The 24,449-nt window shown below is 50.0% G+C and carries 22 protein-coding genes; 12 read left to right on the top strand and 10 right to left on the bottom strand.

Translation table 11 applies throughout. The annotated features are described in order from the left end of the window. Positions 1-69 precede the first annotated feature (69 nt). Positions 70-2,547 carry a TonB-dependent receptor gene (locus ACO0LL_RS14415; RefSeq protein ID WP_422951545.1) on the top strand — a complete coding sequence of 826 codons (2,478 nt, stop codon included), beginning with the start codon at positions 70-72 and terminating at the stop codon, positions 2,545-2,547. A 67-nt stretch (positions 2,548-2,614) separates the two neighbouring features. Here ACO0LL_RS14415 and ACO0LL_RS14410 read toward each other — a convergent pair whose 3' ends face one another. Then, on the bottom strand, positions 2,615-3,280 hold the full coding sequence (locus tag ACO0LL_RS14410) for a thioesterase II family protein (RefSeq protein WP_422951544.1): 666 nt from the start codon (positions 3,278-3,280) through the stop codon (positions 2,615-2,617). Positions 3,281-3,340: 60 nt separating this feature from the next. On the opposite strand from ACO0LL_RS14410, the gene ACO0LL_RS14405 reads away from it, so the two are divergent. Then, the gene (locus ACO0LL_RS14405) at positions 3,341-4,150 is read left to right on the top strand and encodes a 4'-phosphopantetheinyl transferase family protein (RefSeq protein ID WP_422951543.1); all 810 of its coding nucleotides are present in this window, start codon (positions 3,341-3,343) and stop codon (positions 4,148-4,150) included. Between the two features lie 62 nt (positions 4,151-4,212). On the opposite strand, the gene ACO0LL_RS14400 is transcribed toward ACO0LL_RS14405, so the two are convergent. From ACO0LL_RS14400 to ACO0LL_RS14390, 3 genes are all read right to left on the bottom strand, one after another. Beyond that, positions 4,213-6,495, bottom strand: coding sequence for a molybdopterin cofactor-binding domain-containing protein (locus ACO0LL_RS14400; RefSeq protein WP_422951542.1), 2,283 nt, complete (start codon positions 6,493-6,495; stop codon positions 4,213-4,215). Further along, positions 6,492-7,001: a (2Fe-2S)-binding protein gene (locus tag ACO0LL_RS14395; protein ID WP_422951541.1), complete on the bottom strand. Its 510-nt coding sequence runs from the start codon at positions 6,999-7,001 to the stop codon at positions 6,492-6,494. Before ACO0LL_RS14395 ends, ACO0LL_RS14400 begins: the two co-directional genes overlap by 4 nt. Positions 7,002-7,080: 79 nt before the next feature. Further along, on the bottom strand, positions 7,081-8,049 hold the full coding sequence (locus tag ACO0LL_RS14390) for a sodium-dependent bicarbonate transport family permease (protein WP_422951540.1): 969 nt from the start codon (positions 8,047-8,049) through the stop codon (positions 7,081-7,083). A 93-nt stretch (positions 8,050-8,142) separates the two neighbouring features. Here ACO0LL_RS14390 and ACO0LL_RS14385 point away from each other — a divergent pair, with 93 nt between their 5' ends. Beyond that, complete coding sequence (locus tag ACO0LL_RS14385) at positions 8,143-9,039, top strand: LysR family transcriptional regulator (protein ID WP_422951539.1); 897 nt, start codon at positions 8,143-8,145, stop codon at positions 9,037-9,039. Positions 9,040-9,047: 8 nt separating this feature from the next. Here the strand turns inward: ACO0LL_RS14385 and ACO0LL_RS14380 are convergent, their stop codons facing one another. Then, positions 9,048-9,761 (bottom strand): polyphenol oxidase family protein, encoded by a 714-nt coding sequence (locus ACO0LL_RS14380; protein ID WP_422951538.1) that lies wholly within the window; start codon positions 9,759-9,761, stop codon positions 9,048-9,050. 189 nt (positions 9,762-9,950) lie between these two features. Between ACO0LL_RS14380 and ACO0LL_RS14375 the strand changes: the two genes are divergently transcribed. Next, positions 9,951-10,754 (top strand): hypothetical protein, encoded by an 804-nt coding sequence (locus ACO0LL_RS14375; RefSeq protein WP_422951537.1) that lies wholly within the window; start codon positions 9,951-9,953, stop codon positions 10,752-10,754. A 36-nt stretch (positions 10,755-10,790) separates the two neighbouring features. On the opposite strand, the gene ACO0LL_RS14370 is transcribed toward ACO0LL_RS14375, so the two are convergent. Next, positions 10,791-11,702, bottom strand: a complete 912-nt coding sequence (locus tag ACO0LL_RS14370) for a LysR family transcriptional regulator (protein ID WP_422951536.1) — start codon at positions 11,700-11,702, stop codon at positions 10,791-10,793. A gap of 180 nt (positions 11,703-11,882) precedes the next feature. Between ACO0LL_RS14370 and ACO0LL_RS14365 the strand changes: the two genes are divergently transcribed. The 8 genes from ACO0LL_RS14365 (at position 11,883) to ACO0LL_RS14330 (ending at position 20,085) form a co-directional block, all read left to right on the top strand. Continuing rightward, complete coding sequence (locus ACO0LL_RS14365; RefSeq protein ID WP_422951535.1) at positions 11,883-13,865, top strand: alkyl/aryl-sulfatase; 1,983 nt, start codon at positions 11,883-11,885, stop codon at positions 13,863-13,865. Positions 13,866-14,083: 218 nt separating this feature from the next. After that, positions 14,084-15,151, top strand: a complete 1,068-nt coding sequence (locus ACO0LL_RS14360) for a hypothetical protein (RefSeq protein ID WP_422951534.1) — start codon at positions 14,084-14,086, stop codon at positions 15,149-15,151. Beyond that, complete coding sequence (locus tag ACO0LL_RS14355; protein WP_422951533.1) at positions 15,148-15,564, top strand: hypothetical protein; 417 nt, start codon at positions 15,148-15,150, stop codon at positions 15,562-15,564. The genes ACO0LL_RS14360 and ACO0LL_RS14355 overlap by 4 nt, the downstream gene beginning before the upstream one ends. A 20-nt stretch (positions 15,565-15,584) precedes the next feature. After that, a complete protein-coding gene (locus tag ACO0LL_RS14350) occupies positions 15,585-16,208 on the top strand; it encodes a hypothetical protein (RefSeq protein ID WP_422951532.1) in 624 nt (207 codons plus the stop codon). 239 nt (positions 16,209-16,447) lie between these two features. Next, positions 16,448-18,145, top strand: a complete 1,698-nt coding sequence (locus tag ACO0LL_RS14345) for a tetratricopeptide repeat protein (RefSeq protein ID WP_422951531.1) — start codon at positions 16,448-16,450, stop codon at positions 18,143-18,145. A gap of 86 nt (positions 18,146-18,231) precedes the next feature. Further along, positions 18,232-18,627 carry a hypothetical protein gene (locus ACO0LL_RS14340; RefSeq protein ID WP_422951530.1) on the top strand — a complete coding sequence of 132 codons (396 nt, stop codon included), beginning with the start codon at positions 18,232-18,234 and terminating at the stop codon, positions 18,625-18,627. A 200-nt stretch (positions 18,628-18,827) separates the two neighbouring features. Further along, positions 18,828-19,232: a hypothetical protein gene (locus tag ACO0LL_RS14335; RefSeq protein ID WP_422951529.1), complete on the top strand. Its 405-nt coding sequence runs from the start codon at positions 18,828-18,830 to the stop codon at positions 19,230-19,232. Between the two features lie 85 nt (positions 19,233-19,317). Further along, positions 19,318-20,085 (top strand): hypothetical protein, encoded by a 768-nt coding sequence (locus ACO0LL_RS14330; protein ID WP_422951528.1) that lies wholly within the window; start codon positions 19,318-19,320, stop codon positions 20,083-20,085. 304 nt (positions 20,086-20,389) lie between these two features. Here ACO0LL_RS14330 and ACO0LL_RS14325 read toward each other — a convergent pair whose 3' ends face one another. From ACO0LL_RS14325 to ACO0LL_RS14310, 4 genes are all read right to left on the bottom strand, one after another. Beyond that, a complete protein-coding gene (locus ACO0LL_RS14325) occupies positions 20,390-21,436 on the bottom strand; it encodes a tetratricopeptide repeat protein (RefSeq protein WP_422951527.1) in 1,047 nt (348 codons plus the stop codon). A gap of 40 nt (positions 21,437-21,476) precedes the next feature. Then, entirely contained in the window at positions 21,477-21,722 is a 246-nt protein-coding gene (locus ACO0LL_RS14320; protein WP_422951616.1) for an SMI1/KNR4 family protein, read from the bottom strand. A 310-nt stretch (positions 21,723-22,032) separates the two neighbouring features. Then, a complete protein-coding gene (locus tag ACO0LL_RS14315; RefSeq protein WP_422951526.1) occupies positions 22,033-22,728 on the bottom strand; it encodes a GntR family transcriptional regulator in 696 nt (231 codons plus the stop codon). 136 nt (positions 22,729-22,864) lie between these two features. Beyond that, positions 22,865-24,181 carry a C4-dicarboxylate transporter DctA gene (locus ACO0LL_RS14310; RefSeq protein ID WP_422951525.1) on the bottom strand — a complete coding sequence of 439 codons (1,317 nt, stop codon included), beginning with the start codon at positions 24,179-24,181 and terminating at the stop codon, positions 22,865-22,867. Between the last annotated feature and the right edge of the window lie 268 nt (positions 24,182-24,449).

Raw genomic sequence — 24,449 nt, 5'->3', positions numbered from 1 at the left:
GAAAATGGACGTATTGCCCTTGAACGGATGTTAGGGACGACAAACTTTAATAATATTCAGGAGCACAACATGAACTGCAACAAGCCTTTCCGCTTGTCGGCGATCACTATCGCCATGATGACATTATTGAGCCAGGCGCAAGCCCAGGTCGCCAGCAATCCAGAAACCAACACAGCGGCAACGGCCAATACTGCTAATGCCACTGCCCCAGCCAAGGCAGATGAAGTCCAGCAAATCGTCGTGACCGGTAATGCCCGCAACGGTGGCCAGCGCAAGATTGATGCGTCTTATTCCATCACCACCGCGAATGAAGAACAACTGAAACAGGCCGCTCCGAGCAGCACCGCCGATCTGCTGAAAATCGTACCCGGCATTTATGCCGAATCCAGCGGCGGTAATGCCGGTGCAAATATAGGTGTGCGTGGTTTCCCCATTGATGGTGATGCGCCGTTTGTGACGATACAAATGAATGGCTCACCTTTGTTCCCGCCACCTACCCTGTCTTTCCTGGAAGGTTCATCGCTGTTCCGTATTGATGACACTATAGAACGGGTAGAAGTCTTGCGCGGTGGACCCAGCCCTATTTTCTCGAACGGTCAGCCTGGTGCAACGATGAACTTTTTGCTCAAGAAAGGCCGTGATGTGGCAGAAGGCAGTTTGCGTGCTACCGTGGGCACGGGCAATCTGCGCCGTATTGATGGTTATTATGGCGGCAAGATTGCCGATGGCTGGTATGGCACCATAGGTGGCTTTTACCGCGTAGCACAAGGCGTGCGTGACGGGCAATACCCGGCAGACGACGGCGGGCAAATCACTGCCAGCGTCACCAGAAAGCTGGACCAGGGCGAGCTGACTTTTTATGCGCGCACCGTCAACGACAAAAACACTTTCTATACCGGTGTACCGCTGATCTCTGCCAGCTCTGCGGGCGGCAAGCCAACGGCTTTCCCTGGCTTTGATCCTTTGACCGGTTCGCTGTACAGCAATGAATTGCGCAATGTCGCGCTGGAAGTCGGCCCTGGCCAGGTCATCAATAAAGACCTGGCAAATGGCCGTGGCTTGCAAGCCAATCTGTTTGGTGTGGATTTCTCGCAGACCATCAATGGCTGGAATATCAGCAACAAGCTCAATCATTTTTCTGGTGACGCACCTACTCTGGCGATCTTCACTGGCAACAGCCCTGTGAGCATGTCCAGCTATATCAATAGCGCTATCCAGTCTGCCAATGGCCAGGCCAATGTGGTGGCTGCAGCGGGTGGCAAGCAGGCTGTGTCGGGTACGGCAACTTATCTGAATGGTGGCGCTGCAGTGGCCGGTGACCAGCAAGTAATGTCTGCCGGTATCTGGTCGGTAGAAAAGAAACTGAGTTCTTTCACTGATGAACTGCGTATCAGCAAAGAGATCATCAAAGACCATACCTTTACCGCTGGCCTGTATTACGCTGACTATTCATCCAAGGACATGTGGTATCTGGGTAATAGCGTGCTGATGACAGCAACACCAAATGCCCGCCCTATCAATGTGCAGTTGAATAATGGCGTGATCGTCAGCGGCAATGGCCATGATGGCGCATCTTTCTATACCTTGAATGAAAATTTCTCGGCACAGAACACGGCGTTTTACTTGGCGGATGAATGGAAGATCAATGAGCGTATCCGCGTTGATGCTGGCGTACGTACCGAGAACCGCCGTTTGAATGGCGTTATCTCGAATCCAAAATCAGTAGATCTGGATAATAACCCGCTGACCCTGTACAACAACAGCGCATCGGTACTGAGCGGCAGCAATACACCGGTCGATCGTTCTGACAATGAGGTGTCTTATACCCTCGGTGGCAATTACAAGGTGTCAGAAAATTTCAGTGTATTTGCACGTCTGAATTCTGGTTTTTCCCTGCCACAGTTCGATACCATACGCGACAATGGCGTGAATGCACCTGTGACCAAGGTCAAGCAATATGAGATAGGCTTGAAGAGCGTGTCGGAATATTTCAGTGCTTACCTGACCTTCTTCCACAATACCTTCACTGGCCTGCCCTTCCAGCAGTTTTTGGCGGATGGCCGCAATGTGAATGCGATAGGTGGCTCCAGCGGTTCAGGCCTGGAATTTGAAGTGGCTGCACGCCCGATCAAGAATTTCCAGATTTCCCTGAGCGGTGCTTATCAGAAATCGAAGTATGAAAACTATGGCACCAATACTGGCAATGAAGTGAAGCGCCAGCCTAAGTTGCAGTTCCGTCTGTCACCCAGCTACCGCATCCCGTTCGACAATGGCGATATCAAGCTGTATGGCACTTACACCCATGTCGATGCGCGCTTTGCCGATGCAGAAAACCAGCAATCCCTGCCCAAGTATTACACGCTGGATGCAGGCATCCTGGTGGGCCTGGGTGACAATCTGGAATTCCGCCTGGCTGGCACCAACCTGAGCAATCAACTCGGTCTGACGGAAGGTAATTCCCGCGTCATCGGCAGTGGCAGCAGCGTGGTCTTTGCCCGCCCTATCTTTGGCCGTGCGATTGAGGCGTCTGTGCTGTATCGCTTCTAAAACCGGTCTAAAACTGGTCTGTAGTGATAATCAAGCGTGGTTCTGATCAGGACCACGCTTTTTTCATTCAGGCGATCAGGCTTTGCACTTTTTCGACTTCATCAAACAAAAAGAAATGCCCGCCTGCAAAGCTATGTACTTCAGGCGCATTTACAAAACATTCAGCCCAGGCCATGCCATCGGCCAGCGCTATCCTGTCATCTTGCCCCAGCAACACCCGTACAGGTACATCATGCTGGCGCTGGCTGCCATCAACATAAGCCTCTGCTGCACCTATGTCAGCGCGCAGGATAGGCTCAAATAATTCCATCAATTGTGGCTCTGCCAGCACTTCTGCTGAAATGCCACCCATGTTTGCCACCCATTTCAGAAATTCCTTGTGCGGCAGTTCTGCATGATGTTCTGAAGCGCGGCTATGCGGTGCGGCAGCACCTGACAACACCAGTCTTTGTGGCAGGCTGGCGCCCAGTTCCAACAGCCTGTCCAGCATGGCCAGCGCGATATAAGCCCCCATGCTATGTCCAAACAGGACATAGGGCTTGCCAGCACTTGCGCGCAAAGTAGGCCCCAGCAAGGCCGTTACCATCTCGGGTATGCTATGCATCAAGGGCATACGCATATTGCTGCCATGTCCCGGCGGGTCGAGTACCAGCCATTCATGCGCATGCTCGCGCGACAGTTTTGCATAGCTATAGCTGCTGCCACCTGCAAATGGGTAGGCGATGATTTTCAATATACTATTCCTTTATCGGCGTTCTCAATATAATGCAGCACAGATGAATATAACCTGCCTATGACTACCCACGCAAAGAATATGTACCCAAGCCCGGCAGCAGAAATATGGATAGCCAGACTCGATCACCTGCGCACATACAGGACCGGATTGCACACCCTGTTAACCAGCGCAGAACAAATACGTGTCCAACGCTATCTGCAACAGGATGACAGGGACAGATACCTCGGTGGCCGTGTATTAGTGAAACTGGCAGCAGGAAAAATGACTGGCGTCCCGCCTGAAGAAATATCTATCATCACCGCGGCTACCGGCAAACCATCAATCAGCTTCGTCAATGACAATAGTGTGGTTCCTGCCATCAGCATTTCTCACGCTGGTCAACTGGTCGTGGTGGCTTTGCAATACGGCGCAGAGCTGGGCGTGGATGTCGAATTATTTAACCATGATGTCAATCTGGATGATTTGATGGGTGTGGTTTGTAGCAAGGAAGAAATTGCAGAAATCAACCTGGCTGACGACAAAACCAGGAGACAGAAGTTTTATGAATTCTGGGTGTTAAAAGAAGCTTATCTTAAAGCCACTGGTGAAGGCTTGTCGGCAGACGCACGCAAACTTGTCTTCAGTGTGGATGCAGTATCGAGGGTCAGCTTATTGCAAACACCGGATAACAGCAGTGTCAGGCAATGGGAATTTTTACTCAGGCTATATGATGAAAAACATCTGATCGCGCTGGCAAACCAAAAGCCAACATCCCTAAAAAACTCAGAAAAAAACACTGAAAAACAAGTTCAGACACTACAAGATAATGCGTCATTCAAGGACGCATTATCTTTGTTCACTGAGTATTGCGAAAACCGCAAACAATAATCGACTGACGCATCAATTCATCAGCGCATCAATGCGTCAATGCATCAAGATTTTTGCCAGCGTCAACTCCAACTCAAATCCGTATGTGTCAAAGGCAACTGCCTGACCCGCTTGCCTGTCGCTGCAAAAATCGCATTACACACTGCCGGAGCCAGCGGTGGGAAAGCTGGTTCACCCAGACCCGTCACAGGAAAATCCGTCTTCAGGAAATGTGCCTCAATCCTGGTATAACTGTCCTTGATACGCAGCAAAGGGTATTCGTTGAAATTACCTTGCACGACACGGCCACGTTGGATATCGAGCTCGGGATACATCAGGGTACTGATACCATCCAGCACCGAGCCATATACCTGATGCTCGGCACCGCTAAGATTGACTATCTGCGAGCCTATATCGGTCACCACGACTACCCTGTCGACCTTGAGCTCACCCTGTTTGCTGACGGTAACCTCGGCCACCTCGGCAATATAGCCGCGATGGCTGAAATGGAAGGCGATGCCCTGCCCCTGGCCACGCGGGAATTTCTTTTTACCCCAGTCTGCCCTGGTTGCCACTTCCTGCAAGACACGCTTCATGCGGCCCACATGGTAGGGCTGGCCGCGCTCACCCGTGCCTGGCACGATTTCTTTATCACCAAGGATATCGAGGCGGAACTGCACAGGGTCACGCCCTGCTGCATGCGCCAGCTCATCAATAAAACTATGGAATACCCAGGCAAACACATTGCTGCCCGGCGCACGCCAGGGGCCCATGGGGATATTGCATTCCATCAGTGTCTGTTCAAGCAGGCAATTGTCTAGCCAGCGGCCAGGAAATTCATCCCCCGACAAACCGGCACCACTACCCGCCTGCAATTGCGGCTTGCCATCCCGCATGACTTTATTGCCAAAACTGACGAAATGATTATGCCAGGCGCTGAGCTTGCCCTTGTCATCCACGGCGCCACGCAGGAAGTGAAAACCACCTGCACGAAAATGATCATGCCGCATATCATCTTCGCGTGACCAGGTCAGCTTGACGGGTGCATTGACGCGTTTGGCAATCGCGGCCGCTTCGACGATAAAGTCAGAACTCAGGCGACGGCCAAAGCCACCACCGCTACGGGTAATGTGCAGCTTGATTTTTTCCTTGGGCATGGCGAGTACATCGGCTACCAGCGCCTGGCCAGATTCTGGCAATTGGGTTGGAGCCCATATTTCAAGGCTGCTGTCTTGTGCGTTATACGCAGCCGTGCAATTTTGTGGCTCCATGCTAGCATGCGAGATGAAGGCGTAGGTGTAGGCAGCTTCCACCGTCTTCGCGGCTTTACCCATGGCTGCGGCAACATCGCCATCCTTGCGCAAAGTGGCGGTGCCTGGCTGGCCAGAGAGTTTTTTGGCTTGCTCGGCAAAGCCAGCCCAGCTTTCAGTTGCACCCTTGCCTTCGTCCCATTTAACTTCCAGCAGCTTGCGGGCGCTGAAGGCTGCCCAGGTAGTCTCGGCAATAATGGCAATGCCGGGCATGAGGCCACGCAGGTTATCTGTACCCTCAATCACAAAAGCATCCTTGATGCCAGGCTGTGCCTTGATATGATCGAGATTGGCACTGACAACTTTGCCACCGAATACCGGACATTTTTCATAGACTGCATACAGCATGCCGGGTAATTTCACGTCTATGCCAAACAGCGGTTTGCCGGTGACGATGGCGGCATTATCAACGCCACCTATGCGTGTGCCCAGCAGCTTGAATTGCGCCGGGTCCTTGAGTTTGACATCCTTGGCATCTGGCACAGGCAGGCTAGCGGCCTTGGCGGCCAGTGCCGCATACGTCAGTTTCCGCTGGCTGGCTGCATGGTGCACGGCACTGTCCGCCGCATGGCATTCAGAGGCTGGCACATTCCAGGTCTGTGCAGCGGCACTGACGAGCATGGTGCGTGCAGTGGCGCCCAGCCTGTGGAATTCATTGTAGTTTGTCGGTGTGGAAGTTGAACCACCAGCGCCCTGGCTGCCATAGGCGGGATTAAGATCACCCTGGATGATGCGCACATCTTTCCAGTTCACTTCCAGCTCTTCGGCTATCACCATGGGCAGCGAAGTCTTGATGCCCTGGCCTATCTCTGGTTGTTTGGACACCAGGGTCACCGTGCCGTCACTGCCTATACGTATCAGGGCATGCGGGACAAAGTCTGTTGCGCCACCTGTTGCATTAGCCGCAGGCTTGCTGATCTGCGCCAGCGCACTGTCGCCAGCACCGAGGTAGGCCAATACCAGGCCACCGCCAGTAAATGCTGACATGCGTAAAAAGTCACGGCGTGCCGGAGAATTGACTTTTGGCTCAGCAGAAATATTTGCAGGTTTATTCATTTCGCCACCTTCTTCTTGCCACTCTTGCCGCTCTTGCCAATATTGCCATTAGCCAGCTCTGCCACCCTGTGTATGCCTGCCCGTATGCGTATATAGGTCGCGCAGCGGCACAGGTTGCCGCCCATGGCCGCATCGATATCAGCATCAGTAGGATGGGGCTTGTCTTTGAGCAAGGCAGCAGCCGACATGATCTGGCCAGCCTGGCAATAGCCGCATTGCGGCACGTCCAGCTCTTGCCAGGCAGTTTGCAGCGGGTGCGTGGCCTTGGCGTCCAGGCCTTCTATGGTAGTGATTTTTTGTTTGCCTAGCGAAGATACCGGCACCAGGCAAGAGCGGGTGGGTGAGCCATTGATATGCACGGTACAGGCACCGCACTGCCCCACACCACAGCCATATTTGGTGCCAACCAGGTTCAGGCTGTCGCGCAGCGCCCATAATAAGGGGGTATCGGGGGCGACATCTACGGCCTGCAACTGGCCATTAATATTCAGGGTATGTTTGCTCATGCTGAGTCCGCTAAAGTTGAACAAGTCCAATCAGGCATGCAAGATTGTATGCTTTTTAGGCAAATCAGGTGAGGCAGTTTCAAATCAATACATGATGAGCGATTGTCATGTACAAAGGGATACCGAGCAAGATATTGAATGGGAAGGTCATACCCAGTGACATGCCCAAATACAGTGCTGGTGAAGCCTCAGGAATAGCAAAGCGCAAAACCGCCGGTACTGCGATATAGGAGGCACTGGCAGCAAGGACCATCAACAGCGCAGCGTCTCCTGCAGGCACGCTGAACAGGGCCGCAAGGATAAGCGCAATTCCGGCATGGGCCAGCGGCGCCAGCAAGGAATAGGCAATCAGCAAGGGCGACTTTCCACGCAATTGTCCCAGGTTGCGTGCAGCCTTTAAGCCCATATCAAGCAGAAAGAACGCCAGCATGCCTTTGAACAGGTCGCCAGAAAATGGCTGCATCGATGCCTTGCCTGCCTCACCGGAAAGTATGCCCACGAGCATGGCCCCCAACAACAGCAACTGCGCACCATCCGTCAAGGACTCGTGCAGTATCTTGCCCAGTGTAGGTACAGCACCGGGCGCACCAGCATTCGCATGGCGCTTGCGCACTGTGTTTGCCACGATCACGGCAAACAGTATCGCTGGCGACTCCATCAGCGCCATCGCAGCCGCCATGTGACCACCGTAATGCAAAGCATGTGTATCCATGTACTGCACCGCCGTAATAAACGTGACTGCACTGACAGAACCATAAGTCGCCGCCACAGCAACGGCATCAAGGGCTGGCAGAATTCGCTTCAAGGCCAGATAAGACAATGCGGGAACAATCAGCGCCAATGCAACCGCGCAGCCCAGGCTGGTTACCAGTTGCAGGTTAAGGCCAGAATGCGCCAGCGCAAAGCCGCCCTTCAGCCCCAGGGCCATGAGTAAATACAAAGACAGGAATTTGGCAATCTGCGAGGGTATCTCCAGATTTGATTTCATCAAACCAGCCAGGATGCCAAAGATAAAAAAGAGGATGGCGGGGTCAAGTAAGCTCTGCATATCTGCCTTAAGTATATCGATGGCAGGCATGGTAAACGCAGGCTACCATAAGGTAAAATCAATTTTTTTAAGTATAATCATAGATAAAACCCTATGAACATCACATTTAGACAATTGCAGATATTCATACGCCTGGCAGAGCTGCGCAGCATCAGTGCTGTTGCACGCGCCTGTCACGTGACACAACCCACGGTGTCCATGCAACTGAAAGAAATGACAGACACCATAGGTATGCCCTTGTACGAAGTGACAGGCAAAAAACTCTACCTGACCAAGGCAGGCGAAGAGTTGGCGAGTACCGCCCGCAGTCTGGCGCATGAATGGGGCAGCTTTGAACAGCAAATCGCAGCCATGAAAGGTTTGACCGAGGGCAGCCTGCGCGTGGCCGTGGTCAGCACCGCGAAATACTTTATCCCGCGTATGCTGGGTGATTTTTGCAGGGAATATCCAGAAATTGATATCGCACTTGAAGTGCAAAACCGTGACGGCGTCGTCGAGCGCCTGAGAAACAATTTGGACGATATCTACATCATGTCCACACCTCCTAAGGACATCGACGTCGTCAAACAAGTATTCTTGCCAAATCCACTGGTCGTGGTTGCGCCCTTGCAGCATCCTCTGGCAGGAAAAAAACGGCTGCAATTTGCCCAGTTATTAAATGAACGCTTTATCCTGCGTGAGCGGGGCTCTGGCACCAGGCTGGCGTGTGAGCACTACTTTAGTGAGAATAAGATCACACCCGTGGTCAGACTGGAACTCGGCAGCAACGAGGCGATCAAACAGGCAGTTGCTGCCGACATGGGGATCACCATTCTGTCACGCCATGCGCTGGGTGATCATTTGACAGATCAAAACCTGAGCGTTCTGGACGTACAGGACTTTCCCATCATGTCTAACTGGTATATCGTTCACCTGCAAGGCAAACGCCTGTCTCCCATTGCCAGCAATTTTCTTGGCTACCTGAGCCAGCACGCGCAAGACAAGGTTTAGAAATCAGATCAAGGCAAAATCACCAGACCTGAATGCTGAAAGGAATTACGGTCACCACGACGATAACTGCGATAAACATACTTGCCTTCTGCCGTCTTGCTGCACATGGTGCAAGGCACGGCATGGTCTATCTCGCCGATACCGATTTGCTGCAAGGCACGCCTGGCCAGTACATTCAAATCTACATGGCGGTAACGCGGGTTAATCGCTGTGGCATCCAGGTCCGGGAACTGCCGCACAAAATCCGCCGCCAGCTCTTCGCTGACTTCAAAACAGCATGGACCTATATGAGCACCGATGGCCGCCACCCAGTCTTGCGGCTGCTCACCCTGCGCGGCCAGCTCCTGCCACAAGGTTTGCACCACACCGCCGACGATGCCACGCCAGCCTGCGTGGGCAGCGGCGATCATCTTGCCATCACGTCTGGCCATTAACACCGGCACGCAGTCCGCAGTGATCACGGTCACGGGTATGCCCGGCAGGCGCGTGAAAAAAGCATCTGCATCACCACATTGCTGATGGTTTTCCATCACCTCCACCACGCGTATGCCATGTACCTGCAGCTTGTTGGGCACAGTATCCCAATACCCGCTGAGACTGGCGGGGACAAAGTCATGGGCATTGCCAAAGCCATAGCGTATGCCGGGAACGCTGGAAAGAACACTGCTGTCGTGTTGACTATGTTGACTATGTTGGCTGCGATGGCGGTGATGCAGGGACAAGGCTGGCTCCGGTAAATTTGTTCAGAGCAAGATTTTAGCGACTTTCTTGTCCGGTATGTGCAGCAGTTTTTACTTTTAAATACCCGCACCTGTATCTATGCAGGAACTTAGTGGTAAAGCATCAGTCTGATTCCAGAATTCAGCACTGCAAATTTCAAATCTTCTCTATCCTCATACCGCGAGACAATAATGCGATCAATTGTGTTCCCTGCCCTGGCCCTGCTATTTGCCAGCGTCAACCATGCACAGGCTGCCACTGAGACCCTGTCCCCCGGCAAAACCCTGTCGCGTATCGCCCTGCTGAAAGATGGCACGCATCACTACCTGCGCTATTTCAAGAGTGGCGACAGCAATGTCCCTCTTGATATCTGGTCGCGCGAAGTACAGATCACAGAACAGAATGGCGAAAAGCGCATACGCATACGCCAGCGCTGGGATGGCGCAGCCATACCGTCCAACGCCCCAGTGCCCACCCAGGCCACCCAAGCCAACACAACAGCGACTACCAAGCTCCTAGATTCATGGGCACAATTCCCAAGCTTTACCCCCATCAACCATGAACGCATCACCGACAAGGACGGCAAACACCTGGTAGAAGGCTTCACCTTCAGCGCCGACAAGATCACGGGCATGAAAGATCTCGCCGACAATAGCCAGAAAGATTTTGTCATGCCATCTGCCGTAGCCACCTACAATTTTGAAACCGACATCGAATTCCTGCAAACCCTGCCCCTCGTAGCAGGCTATGAAGCCAGGATCAACTTCTACCACCCTGGCAGCACCAGTGCACCAGCCTATTACAGCTTCAAGGTGGCAGGTGAAGAAAGCATCGCTGGGCCAACTGGCAATGTCGATTGCTGGCTGGTGACCACCGATTACAACCGGCCAGGTACGGTCACCAAATTCTGGTTTGCCAAGCAAAGCCAAATCATGTTGCGGCAAGAAGCCACAATGCCGGATGGCCGCACGCTGGTGAAGACATTGATAGATTGAAACTGTATAGGCAGTAAGCGGCCATCGTAGCTACCACTACTGCCGCGCATGCAATTCAGCCAGTTCCTTGAAGCGCCCTATGACAAACTGCGCCACCGGCGAATGGCTGCGTCCCCGCAGTGACACGATGCCCACCTCAGAATGCATATTCGGGATACCCGCAATCACCAGCGGCAGCATCAGGCCACGCTGGATTTCATCTGCCACCGCAGCATTGATGGCCGCCAATATGGTGTCAGACTCCAGGGCCGCACGCTTCAGCGTCAGCACGTCATCGCACTCAAGCGCAATTGGCAAGGCGGCGCCTGCTGGCAAACCCAGCAATTGCGCCAGCGCCTTGCGTATCGCTTGCGGCAAACGCACTGATGCCAGGCCATAATCAAGGATATCCGCAGGCAGCCTTTCTGCCTTGCTCAATAGCGGGTGCCCGGCCCTCACAAAAAAACCGCCACGCTGCCGCGCCAGCAAATCAATATCCAGGTCCTGGTCCGGCGGCAGGTCACGCGTATCTGCCACAAAAAAATCCAGCTCTTCAGCCCGCAGATGCTGGGCCAGGTATTCCCAGTTATTGACTTCTACCCGCAAGCTGACGCTGGCAAAATTCTGTCGCAATTCTGGCATCAGCATGGGCAGCAAGGTCGCCGCCGGAAATGGCCCCACGCCTATCGCCAGTTCACCTATCTGCTTGCTGCGATATAACTCAATATCCCTTTGCAGGCAATTGCTGTCAAACACCAGCTTGCGCGCCCGGTCTATAAAAAAACTGCCTGCCGGGGTGGGCAACACCTCGGTCGTGCCCCGGTCAAACAATTGCACCTGTAACTCAGCCTCTGCCGCCAGTATGCTACGGCTAAGGGCAGACTGCGACAGATGCACACGCTCGGCAGCGCGGGCGAAATTCTTTTCATCTGCCAGGGCAACCACGTGCCTGAGTCGCTTAAGTTCCATTATGTTCCATAGCCCTTGCCTGAAGAAACAGCATAAAAGATCAGCAATGTGCGCAGTTCCTGAGTATTGTCATTTCAATACGCTCATGCATGCAGCGCATTGATTTTAGCTTAAGAATGCATTGGACAACTACAATTCGCTGCCCTACGCTCTTCCATAAAATAAATAATGGAGACTGTCATGCATCATTTGAAGTTAACGCCTCTCGCCGCCCTGCTCATTGGCAGCCTTGCCAGCGGACTCATCCTCAGCGCTTGCGGAAAAAAGGCCAGCAACACCCCCATGGGCGACGCCACGGCCACTACCGTCAAAGCCAATGCCGACATGGCGCAAGGCCTGGCGCTGGATGACCAGCAAGACTTTGAAGATGCCAAGCGCGGTCTCATCGCCAAACCAGAAGGCAAAATCCTCGGCCCGGCAGGTGAAGTACTTATCGATTTCGATGCCTGGAAATTTATTGATGGCGCAGCCCCTACCACTGTCAATCCCAGTCTGTGGCGGCATGCCAAACTCAATGCCCAAATTGGCCTGTTCAAAGTCACTGATGGCATTTACCAGTTGCGCGGTTTTGATATCGCCAATATGAGCATCATCGAAGGCAAGACAGGCTGGATCATCGTCGATCCGCTGACGTCAAAAGAAAGCGCCAGCGCCGCCCTTGCCTTTGCCCGCAAGCACCTCGGTGACAAAGCAGTGATTGCCATCGTCTTCACCCACAGCCATGCCGACCATTTTGGTGGCGCACTCGGCGTCATCACACCAGAAGAAATCAAAAGCAAAAACATCCCCGTCATCGCGCCTGATGGCTTCATGGAAGAAGCCACCAGCGAAAACATCCTCGTCGGCACCGCCATGGCCAGGCGCTCTGGCTACCAGTTTGGCAAAGACCTCGAACGCTCACCCAAGGGTCTGGTTGATACCGGCCTGGGTAAAGCTGTCGCCTACGGCAGCATAGGCGTGCTGGCACCCAACCAGCTCATCACCAAAGAAACGCAGGAACTGACACTGGATGGCGTGAACTTTGTCTTCCACAACGTACCAGGTGCAGAAGCACCGTCAGAACTGACCTTCAGCATCCCCGATAAAAAAGCCTATGCCGGTGCCGAGATACTCGCCCAAACCATGCACAATCTCTTGCCCGTACGCGGTGCCAAGGCACGCGATGCACAACGCTGGAGCAGCTACCTCGAACAGGCACTCGCACAAAGTGCCGATGCCGATGTCTATTTTGGCCAGCACAACTGGCCCATCTGGGGCAAGCCACGTATTGCAGAATTCATCACCAAACAGCGCGACGTTTACAAATACACCCATGACCAGACTGTGCGCCTCATCAATGCTGGATACACACCTTATGAAATCGCCGACAAGATCAAGCTGCCCAAATCGCTGGAAAATTATTTCGGCGCACGCGGCTACTACGGCGATCTGCGCCACAATGTCAAAGCCGTGTATCAGTTCTACATAGGCGCGTATGACGGCAACCCCGCCAACCTGAACCGCCTGCCACCACAGGAATCTGCCAAACACTATGTAGAGTTGTTGGGCGGAGCAGATAAAGCCATCGCCGCCGCACAAACATCGTTCGACAAGGGAGAATACCGCTGGACAGCCGAGCTGCTGAACCATGTCGTCTTTGCCGACAGTAAAAACAAAAACGCTAAAGAATTACTGGCACGCACCTACGAGCAAATGGGCTACGCAGCAGAAGCATCCACCTGGCGCAACAGCTACCTCACCGCCGCCAACGAACTACGCAACGGCCCACCCGCCAAAGGCGTGAACCGCGCAGCCATGATAGACATGTTGAGCCAAACCCCGATAGAACGCTTCCTCGAAGCCATGGCCGCCGGCCTCAACGGCCCCGATGCCGAAGGCAAAGACTACAAGCTCAACCTGGTGCTGACCGACACCAAAGAGTCTTACGTACTATGGATAGAAAACGCAGTACTGCATCACAAAAAAGCAGAACCGGTAAAAGATGCGAATGCCACGCTGACACTGACCAAGCCTATCTTCATCAAGATGATGGCGGGAACAGCGGGTGTCAAAGACACGCTGTTCAGTGATGATTTGAAGGTAGATGGGAGCAAGATAGATTTGGTACGCTTTTTTGGTCTCATCGACAAGGCGCAGGGGACGTTTGGGATTGTGACGCGGTAGACGTTTCTCGCTGTTGAAAGCTGCTGGCCACATTTTGCTCCATTTAAAATTTTGTCCAATTAAATGACGATTTAAATGCATCAATATTGTTGGACGAAATCATTGAGTTAAATCAATAGGTCGCTTAAGCAATGAAAAAAAATCAACTATACGATGGTACATTACAAAGAAAACTTGATAACATTCATCTGGAAAATAACAAATAACCGGAATGTCAAATGAGTTTATCAAGTGCATTGAAACAGCTTCAAACTAGAAACGTTAAATTCACAACGTTAAAAACTGCCTTAACCCATAATTCGATGCCAACAAGCAATGGTTGGGGAGGAATAGAAAAAAAATATGCTGATCTAAATATTCCTGCGGCGACAACATCAAGTTACTCGTCAAAACTCCAAAAAATTTATCGAGACAATATTGAATACGGTGATAAAGCGGTTCAAATTGCCAAGTTTCACAATGACCTGTCACATTTGTTCAAATCGCTGCTGCAAGTCAGGTTCAAAATGGCATTCACACCACCAAAGCCCTTCCCTGAGCAATTGTCATTGCCTGATTTAAAAGATTTGACCTTGCAACCTAAACTTGCAAGAGTTGAATATAACGGCACGCGAACAGGTTTCACGATGTATTTTTATGCTCGTGCATATGAAACCTTCAAAGAAAAGTTTCCAGTTGACCAAATGCGTGATCCGATTTCAATTAGACGGTTTGAGGGATTTGACGAAGTTGTGGCGATTAAGCAAATTATTTATTTGCGGATAGATTCAGTCTATGTTGATATAAAAGATTGCCGAATCGAATTCTTTGCGGATGCAACCAGACTTTCATCTACAGACAAGATGAACGAAGCATTACTACAGTTGAAAGCAATTTTCAGAGAAGTAATGATTGAGCAAGCGAGTGATCAATGGGGAATAATCGCATTCCCGTTAATCAATTTTTTTCCAAAAATTCACGAGGTATATAATGGCGCCCAAGGTTTATTAGTGCAGCTAGGGCATAATACTGCTGCTGGCTCCATCAACAATAGCAGGATGCGAGCGTCACTTGGCGATCTGAAACAAGATCCTAGTCATACAGCGAGTATGGCTTCATCCACTACAATTGAAAAGTTTTCGATTAAAAAAGCCTATTCTTACTATAACGACCTTTCAACCGTGTATTTATCAATCCCTGGCAAATCCGCCGACACAAGTATGCCAGTACCAACTGTCACAACAGCAATAATTGAAGATTGTATAGATGGAACGCAGTTTAATGACATGATGCAAATTCTGAGATGACTTCTCCTAGCGCACATTATTTACAGGTATTGGACTTTGCATCGACTGATTTCGATGCAAGGGATCCTGTTCGTATTGCGCTTGATAATGTCATTCGTTACATCGCATCCAATCCGACCGAGAACTTACGTTATTTGACCTTTGGAATACTGCGTGACGCAGCAAAACTTGAAAGCAATCAAGGGGAAATTTTGCATAGAATGATCGCTTACCTTACAGGCGAACGTGCAAAAATTTTGCATATTGTTTATGAATATGTAGACGACGATTTTGAGCATGAGCTCAATACAGAAGAGACGGACATATTTATTGCCGATGAATCCTTTTGCGATCCACGCACAGGGTACCCAGTAGCAGATTGTGCGAATTCAATCTATGTTTTTTTCCGTCCAAACTATGCGGCTTTTCACTAATGCTTAGGATTAGCGATGATATGACCGTTGCTGATTTGCGGCGCTTAGAAAAAGCAAATCCTCAAATTCCTCAAACAATTCATCGTTGGACCGCAGCAAACTACGATCAATTCGTGGAAACGCTTTATACAGAGATTGATACGATTGTTAAAGATTTGGAAGATGATGCCAACTTATCTCAACATTACACAGAAAACAACTACAACTCCGACATTTGTCGCCAACTGAAAAGATTGGGTTATGAAGCAGTACACGATAAAAACCAAAGAGGGCATGCAGATATAACAGTCAACTTTGCCAGATATTCATGGATCGGCGAAGGGAAAAAAGTTCAGTCTGTAAACAACTCACATCTAATAGATGGTTACGGCCAATTGATTGACCGTTATGTCACTGGAAAAGCAAACGCAAATCACGCTGGCTTACTTGTTTACATCTTAGGTAAGGACGCAATGCATGTAATGTCCTCGTGGCGAACACATCTTACAGAGAAAGACTTATCTGATAACGGGTACGCAGCAAACATAGCTCCTTGCAGCGAAAATCCTGATCATGTATTTTGGTCTGAATGTACGCGGCACACGTCTAGCGGATCAACTTTGAAAATCAGGCACATTGGATTATCGTTACATTGGAATCCGTAGCAGTCCGCATTATCATCCGACTCGCTTTACTACGAAACGCCGCATTTTCAATGTGTAGTGAAGACTAATACCTGTGTGATTACGCATGACGATTAATTCACCCACGGCAACTGATATTTCCCCACAAAATCATTCCTACCAGCAACCGCCTTGCACACAAGCCTGACTACGTTTATATTGCCGGGTTGCTCGCACCTATACAGCGCTTTTACCGCGCATAACAAGAATTCAAAGTTGCCATGTCCGCAGAACCCCAGATCAAGATTTACCAAGACGATATCACGCCATTTTTGCAGCGCCTGCCTGCGTTTTTGCTGTTTCCTTTCAAGCCTGCGCCGCTGATCATGATTGCGGGCCTGTCGGCCCTGAGTGTCGTGACGGTGTTTGCCTTTGGCATGTTTCGCGGCTTGCTGATGCTGTTCTTTTTGCGCTATGCGTATGCGGTCATGGAAATGGCGTCGATGGGGCAACTGAACCCCAAATGGGATGACATTACTGTCTGGGGTAATAAAGATAAACGCCCCTATAAGCAGAACCTGGTGTTCCTGCTATATTTTCTCTTGATGGTCGTGGTTGGCACTTATGCCATGAAGCCGGATGCGAATGCGCCTGCGATCTCATCCAAATCCCAAACCAGTGCCGCAAGTGTGCAAATGCCTGCGGCAGCATCGCTGGCGGCAATAGCCGGCAATGAGGCCTCCCCTGCCCGCAGGCCTGCGCCAACAGATGAGGATGACGACAGCGCCGACCCGGATGAACCTAAAGCCCTCAGTCAATATGATATGGCTACACCCAAGGCCAGCAACGATGGCAGTGATGAAGCAGCCCGGCGCATTGCCATGCGTGAGGCGGAGCTGACCTATGGTAAGCAAAACGGCGCGCAAGACAATAGTGTAGAAGAAAGCAGCAATCAGCCGCGCAGCAGGATGGATAAATTCATGGCGCCGGATGTGCATTTTGCCAAATGGTTTTATGTGCTTGCCATCCTGTTTGCCCTGCCCATACCCGCTGCGGTGATGGTGCTGGCGATTGAAGACAATGCCTGGCGTGCTCTCAACCCTGCGACGGCGCTGTTCTTCATACGTGGTATGGGTGCTTCCTATTTCGTGGTATGGGCAATCTTTGGTGCAGTTTTGTTGAGCATAGAAGGCTTGCGTCATCTGATACCGGCTACCTGGTCACCTTTCGTGAGCGTGCCGCTGATGACTTTTTTGAATTTTTACCTGATCCTGGCAACCTATTCGATGATGGGCTATGTGCTGTATCAATACCATCAGCAACTCGGTTTGCCGGTTGCAGTAGATTTTGATACACACAGGGAGCAGTCCAAGGCGCAGGACAATCCAGCGCCTGCATCTTCTGACCCGTTCATACAGCGTATCGACGCACTCTTGATGCGGGGTGAGCTCGATGCTGCCTTGCGCATACTGGAAGATGAAATGCGCTACGAGCGCGGCAACCTGACCCTGAATGAAAAGCTGTATCAGCTGCTATTGCGCAAAGGCGATGAAAAGCGCATCTGCGAACAGGCGCGGCGTTATATGCTGGTGTTGGGTAAAGCCGGCTATCACGAAAAAGCCATGCACATGCTGGGCGAACTCAAAAACCGCGACCCGGCTTTTGAAGTGCAACCTGACGATATCCTGCAGGTTGCCAGCAGTGCTTTTGCGACCAATGATTTCAAGGGTGCGATGAATTTGATACAGGGCTTTGACAAAAAGAACCCCAAGCATGCAGATATCCCTGCTGTATACATGCTGGCCGCCCGCCTGTCTGGCGACCATTTCCGCAAATATGCGCAGGCAATTTCTATCGTGAAGGTGATCTTGCAACGCTATCCTGATGCAGACGTGGCAGCAGAAGCCAGTGTTTATCTGGAGAAAATGCAAAAGCTCATGGCGGCATTACCACCTGCTGCGCCTGTGACATCAAGCTGACCATATTACAGGCCTCTCACTAAAAAACAGAAGCAGTTGCGCTTCAGCGCAGCTCTGTTTTTGACTCTCTATTACAGTGACTATTAATGGATAATCTAAATTTTTTAGCTACTGCAAAACTAATGCCAGCATGTACAGATATTGAGTTACAAAATTTATTTCCAGAAATTCACTCATTCATTGAGCAAGAAAAAAGCAAACATAGTTGGAGTGCAGTAAAGAATAGTTCAGACTTCATAGCATTTGAAAAAGCACTTCAGCACCGAATGCTTGTTGCCAATGATGACGCTATCATGGCTGGCTGCTTATCAATTCTCACTATTGCTGAAATGGCCTCTGACGTCCAATTTATTATACAAGCTCTGGCACTGTCTGCGCGAAAGCTAAGACAGGCAGATGCGGTACTGTATGCGGCAGTTCGATATGCATTGTCAGCCGACCTCTGGATGACAACAGTTATGTGGAAGCTTGCAGTGGTTTAAATATGAATGCTCTGGAATGTGATAAACACTTGCGGGTTGCTGAAAAAATTTTGCATCCCTTAGGAATTTCAACAACCTAAAGCCTTAAGCAGACTTAGGTGCGATTAGTGAAACGTAATCGCACGCATGCAAACCTGCGCATCTCATGGTGGTTTGCAGCTTCATAAAATTTCAAAAATATTTAAAAGGATGTAGTAATCATGTCACTCGCTGGAAGAATTCGTGTTTTAGGTTTCTGTTTTTCTGCACTGGGTTTATATGAGGGAGTGGGAGGTTATCTCGAAAATCGCGACTTCGAGCTCCTCGGAAGAAACGCTCAGGTTGAGCCACTGGAGAAAATTTCTGGGCCAGCTAGCAATCAAAACAACGTTCGCCTGACACTCGTCACAGAACGAGGCGAAAAGTATACTGTGACGAAAAGCATTGATCAGGCTACCTCGCAAACCCTGCATGGTGGACGAAGTATGAGGATCATTTATCTAGCGAATGACTATACAAAAAACAGATGGCCTTGGGAAAAAAGAGACGTGAAAATGGGGCTCGTCATGACAATTTTTGGTTTTCTTATTTTGGCATTTTCTTATATGTACCGGCCTTCAAAGTGAAACATCGCATGAGTGACAGATTTGGCCTGATCCCCCAAGGGCAACCCCGTGCTGATTTTGACTCTTTGAATAGGGAGTAAGTGATTTGAGAAAATCAATCCAATTATTAACGCACATTGGCTGGCTGCTGCTCGCGCTGAATTTACAGGGATGCAAAAGAAATCAATTGCCTCATTCTGGAACGCAAGCTCATAACGAATTGCATGGGATAGTCAATAATGGAAAAACGGCAAATGAAATTATCCTGTTCAATGACATCAATCAATTTCAACCTAAGTTAAGGTTCCCTCCGGAGATTCCTGTAGGTGTAGAAACGACAGGCTGGAATGCGCCGGAACAGCCAACCCTGATTAGAAAAGGCTACGCAAATGATGCGCGTATTGGGCTGGAATTGACCAAGGACTTGCAACTTGTACCCAAAAAAAGCATGGAGGAGGATCAACTGCTTGGTGGTATTGGCGTACATTTTTCTGCACACGGAGGCAGATCCACACCGGAATATGCAGAGGCCAATTTTAAAGAATCAATTGCTCTGGCTCGTCCTTTCGAAGATAAACCAGAGCTAAAATTAAGGGAATATACGCTGCTCACAGCCAACGGAGAGATCAGCGGGTATTTATATATTCCTTTGGACAAAAATATCAAAGGGCCTGGCGGCGAAAAAATATTGCTAGGCTGTCATGTCGGCGGTGCATCAAGTCTTCATAACCAAAGACCATCCAGTTGTGCCAGCCATATTGAACGCAAGGGAGGACTGATAGCTATATACTCATTTGATTCTGCCCTTTTGCCATATTGGCTCACAATCAGGACAGAAATAATCAGGTTTACAGACAGTGTGACGATCCAGTAATAATCTGGTCAACATCAGCTCGTTTGGGTACGATTAGTGAAACGTAATCGTACGTATATAAACCGCTGAAACAGCCATAACGATCTCAAGCTTGATGCCTGCGTAATTTGTACTGTGCGTCCAACCAGGAGCCTTGAGTGAGTAAACATGCGTACGATTACGCAAAGCTGATCGTATCTACAGGACCGACCTGACAATCGCGGTCTTCAAGTCGGAAAACGATCAGATAATGTCATGGCTATTGCATGCAAATTATCAAAACTTGAGCAACGCTCTTAAAGCCAGCACGGAATTTCCATCGTGATTATTCATCTATTTTCTGACCCTGCCTCCTCCAGCGCTTGGCAGTGGCACTATTCGCCGTTACACCATAAGTTCCTTTTTCGTATATATTCGCAAGGCGAAATGCCGCTGATGAAATTCCTATGTTTGCGGCTGAAGTCAACCAGTTTACATATTCTGCAGGATGGTCAACAAAAAAACTTTTTTGATCTTCGAGGAATAATTTCAGCAACTGCTCTGCTTTTCTTGGATTACCAGGTACGCCATCACCGATTTGGTACATTTTAATGACAGACCATCGTGGCTTATAAACTCCCCGTTTTCCTGCTCGCTCGTACCATACTATTGTCTCCCGGTGATTCTCTGTAGTACCGATTCCGTGGTAATACATATACCCTATGCGAATAGCAAGATCGCAATAGCTCTGGTCGTCAAAATTTCTTTGCGCCATGAGCCTGATTATTGTCTGCAAATAGAATTGTTTATTGGCTCTATCATTGGGATCCTCATTGTTGACGTTGAGCCAGCCATGACTGGTTAACATCTCAAGCGCGTCACGGTTACCAGCCATCACCGATTTCTCAATCCAAGGCAGCCATATTTCTGAAGGTGCGTTTTCTTCCTTAAGCACTCGTCCCAGTTTCACCTGAGCTATTGCATCACCTGCTTGAGCAGCTAATGTGTAGTAAGAAATGGCTCTTTGTCGATCTGATCTTGAAGAACTGCGATTTAAAAATATATCCCCTAACGCGGTCAATTGTTGCGTATCAGTTGCCAGAACCGTCGCTGCACATTCATCTAAAGTCTCAACCCCCATTCGTGGAGAGTATGTCATTACGCATCCGCCGGACTGAGCCTGAGCAGTAGCGAATACCGACATTAGTAAAACAGGGCTCAAAAGCCTCACCACCTTATGTCTATTCATCTTAATTTCTTTCTGTAGCATGCCAACGCGCCCCATATTGCCGTGATCGATGCTCTCTTCTATATTCTGCAAAAATGGGAATTGCAACTTGATGCTGTTTTCTTTGTCGATGCTGACTTTGGATAAGATTTTTGTTTTACGCATGTTGTTCAATGATTAGGTTGCTCGGGTTGTGTAGATACGGTCATTCATGCCACAAGCTCACGAATTCAATGAAACTATGGGCTACGAAAAATGATTGTCCCGAAGCTGGGTCGAATATTTCAACCGTAGGCGAGCTTTTATTAAAGTTCAAACAAATCAAATAATCTCCGGCATCTCTCGCTATGGGAATAAATCTTTCCGGTAGATTAAAAACTCCGTGGGGTCGTGCATACCATAAAATAGTAAACTGCCTGACTTCATCAGTAAATTCAAAAAATTCACTAATGCATGTCTCTTCTTTCTGGTATTCAAATGTAGAAATCTACGGACACGCACTGTCAGAATGCATCACTAAATCTATATACGAGTCAGGGAAAATAACATTTAGTTTTTTCTGTACTGCAGACACAATCCGTGAATCGACAGATGATTTTTTTTCTATTCCAAATGATTCCCAGTCAATTGTCATTCAATGACTCCAGCCAACGATGGGCTCTAAATAATCGCAAATACGCTTAAGAACGCGCGAACATTGCTTGTTACCCTGTTTTTCCCAAATCGCTTTTTCACACTAAAACCCAAGCCACCCAATTCACTCAAGCCAGCAGCGCCGAAATAAAATCCTTCTTGTCACTCTTCGCCACTTCCTTGAATTGCAGCGCTGATTCAACGTGGTGCAAGTGATGGGCCATCAGTTCTACGGCTTTTTCTACATCCCCGGCTTTTGCGGCCTTGATGAATTCCACGTGTTCGTCCGAAGAGCAACTGGCGTCGCGGCTGGACTGGTAGAGCATGGTGATGAGGGAGCTGCGGCCTGCGAGCTTCATGAGGATGTCGGTCAGTACCTGATTGCCTGCGGTTTTGGCGAGCAGGATGTGAAAGTCGCTGAGCAGGGTTGAGCGTTCCTGCACGTTGTTGTCGCTGATGGCCTGGCGTTCCTGGAGCAGGTGTTGTTCTATCCTGTCGTAATCTTCTGCTGTCGCCTTGGCGATGAATTCGCGCACCAGCGCAGCTTCGAGTATGCGGCGGACAAAGAATATCTCGTGCGCTTCCTGCTCGCTGGGCTTGCTGACGAAGGCGCCTTTTTCTGGCACGAGGTCAATGAGTTTGTCCTTGGCCAGCATCACCAGGGCAGCGCGGATCTTGGTGCGGCTGACGGAATACATGCGCGCCAGTGCCTCTTCCCTGAGCTTGGTGCCGGGCGGCAGCCTTTGCTCGGCGATGGCTGTGGTGATGTCTAGGGCGATGGCTTCTGAGCTGTCTGCCTGATCTGTATTGGTGGTGGCGGTCATATTCTTATTTACCTGTGGAACTAGCGTACTGCATGATGAGCTAAGGCGAAATTGTAACCTGATAAACTTAACGCCCAAAGATTTCCATCCTTGGGCGTTATTTTTATCACATGCTCACAGCTTTCACTCCATCAATTCATCCTGCTGCCAATTCTGTCTTGCTGTTCGCCAGATCATAACTGGCAATCGCTGCTGTATCACCATTCAACACTGCATGGGCACGGCTTCTGTCTATATCTTTCTCCCATGCGGCGACAACCACGGTAGCGACACAGTTACCGATCAGGTTACCGAGGGCGCGGGCGATGCCGATGAACCAATCGACTGACAAGACCAGCACCAGTCCCACTACTGGTATAGCTGGTATAGCAGATAAGGTGGCAGCCAAAATGACTATCGCCGAGCCAGGTACGCCATGCGCGCCCTTGGAGGTGACCAGGGCAATCGCCAGTATCGCCAGCAAATCAGAAAACGCCAGCGGGGTATTGGTAGCCTGGGCGATGAATACGGCGGCCAGCGTCAGGTAGATAGAAAATGCGTCGAGGTTGAAGGAATAACCGGTTGGTATCACCAGGCCAACGGTGGTGTCCTTGATGCCCATGTATTCCAGCTTTTTCATTACCTGTGGCAAAACAGAGTCGGACGATGCTGTTGCCAGCACTACCAGCAATTCTTCACGCAGGTATTTGATGAATTTGAAGATATTGAAACCAGCGACTTTCAATATCGCACCGAGTATGCCAAACACAAAGATGATGACGGCGGCGTAAAACAAAATCACCAGCAAACCCAGTTGCTTCAAAGACCCCACCCCATATTTGCCCACGGTGAAGGCAATGGCACCAAACACGCCCAAAGGTGCGAGCTTGATGATGAAGGACATGCACTTGAAAAACACTTCAGACAGGCTGCTGATTGCGTCGGCAATGGGGCGGGCTTTTTCACCTACCAGTGACAGGGCACAACCAAAGATCAGGGAAAACAGCAAGACCTGCAACACGTCGCCCGAGGTAAACGCACTCACCACAGTAGTCGGGATGATCTTCATGACAAATTCGGCAAAGCCTGCGCTTTTGACCTTGTTGGCATTATCGACATAGGTGCCCAGTGTGCTGGCATCAAGCGAGGCGGGGACAATGTTCATGCCCTCACCGGGGTGGAACAGGAAAGCCAGTGCCAGGCCCAATACCAGTGCAATCGTGGTCACCACTTCAAAGTAAATCAGCGCCTTGAGGCCGACGCGCCCTACTTTCTTGAGCTCACCTGCACCATAAATGCCATGGACAACAACACAAAAAACGATCATGGGAATGATCATCTTGATCAGTTTGATGAAGCCATCGCCTATGGGTTTGAGGCTGACGCCAAAGCTGGGATACAAGACCCCTATCAGTATCCCGGCTGCCAGGGCGATAAGCACCTGGCCAAAAAGTGATTTGTAGATACGCTGCACGATTACCTCCTGATTGACTGGTTATTATTACTTACTGAAATTCAACTCCAACTCATTGATATATATACGAAAATTCTTGCAGACCTCACCATCAAGCCAGCTTTTCAGGAAGCGATCTGAAATCAAATATACTGCATCCAATTTTTGTATGCAATAAATGAATTCAATAGTAGAATCCAAAAAAACAGGCAAAACGGCAGCTCTTACGACCAGGTAAATGCGGCATACATAACAAGACAAGCCGGGACAGCCACAGCTCACTATGAAG

Source organism: Undibacterium sp. TC4M20W (assembly GCF_049340245.1).
Classification (GTDB): domain Bacteria; phylum Pseudomonadota; class Gammaproteobacteria; order Burkholderiales; family Burkholderiaceae_D; genus Undibacterium.
The sequence above is the reverse complement of the archived record's forward strand: the minus strand, read 5'-3'. Positions and strand labels throughout refer to the sequence as shown.